General features: G+C 51.1%; 6 tRNA genes. All 6 read right to left on the reverse strand.

Annotation, left to right across the window (positions count from 1 at the left end):
- Window positions 1-10: 10 nt before the first annotated feature.
- The 6 genes from ACLUWI_RS10235 to ACLUWI_RS10260 all read right to left on the reverse strand — a co-directional run bounded on the left by ACLUWI_RS10235 (window position 11) and on the right by ACLUWI_RS10260 (window position 512).
- A tRNA-Glu gene (locus tag ACLUWI_RS10235) sits at window positions 11-82 on the reverse strand.
- Between the two features lie 8 nt (window positions 83-90).
- Window positions 91-162: transfer RNA gene (locus ACLUWI_RS10240), tRNA-Glu, on the reverse strand.
- 4 nt (window positions 163-166) lie between these two features.
- Window positions 167-254, reverse strand: a tRNA-Ser gene (locus ACLUWI_RS10245).
- A gap of 2 nt (window positions 255-256) precedes the next feature.
- A tRNA-Ile gene (locus ACLUWI_RS10250) sits at window positions 257-330 on the reverse strand.
- Window positions 331-342: 12 nt separating this feature from the next.
- Window positions 343-413, reverse strand: a tRNA-Gly gene (locus tag ACLUWI_RS10255).
- A 26-nt stretch (window positions 414-439) separates the two neighbouring features.
- Window positions 440-512, reverse strand: a tRNA-Phe gene (locus tag ACLUWI_RS10260).
- Between the last annotated feature and the right edge of the window lie 59 nt (window positions 513-571).

The raw sequence follows: 571 nt of genomic DNA on the forward strand, positions 1-571 counted from the left end.
AATAGTTAAGTGACCCATGCGGGATTCGAACCCACGATACCAGCGTGAAAGGCTGGTGTCTTAACCGCTTGACTAATGGGTCATGACAAGTGACCCGTGCGGGATTCGAACCCACGATACCAGCGTGAAAGGCTGGTGTCTTAACCACTTGACTAACGGGTCATAACGGAGAATGAGAGATTCGAACTCTCGCGCCGCTTTCGCGACCTACACCCTTAGCAGGGGCGCCTCTTCAGCCACTTGAGTAATTCTCCAATGGGTCTAAGTGGACTCGAACCACCGACCTCACGCTTATCAGGCGTGCGCTCTAACCAGCTGAGCTATAGACCCATATATCATTAAAGCGGGTAACGAGAATCGAACTCGCGACAACAGCTTGGAAGGCTGTGGTTTTACCACTAAACTATACCCGCATTAAGCAAAAACTTAAATATTTTAATGGCGCGGGACGGAATCGAACCGCCGACACACGGAGCTTCAATCCGTTGCTCTACCAACTGAGCTACCGAGCCATATAAACGGTCCGTACGAGACTCGAACTCGTGATCTCATCCGTGACAGGGATGCGTCC

The sequence above is a fragment of the Limosilactobacillus mucosae genome (genome assembly GCF_046939755.1).
Classification (GTDB): Bacteria; Bacillota; Bacilli; order Lactobacillales; family Lactobacillaceae; genus Limosilactobacillus; species Limosilactobacillus mucosae_A.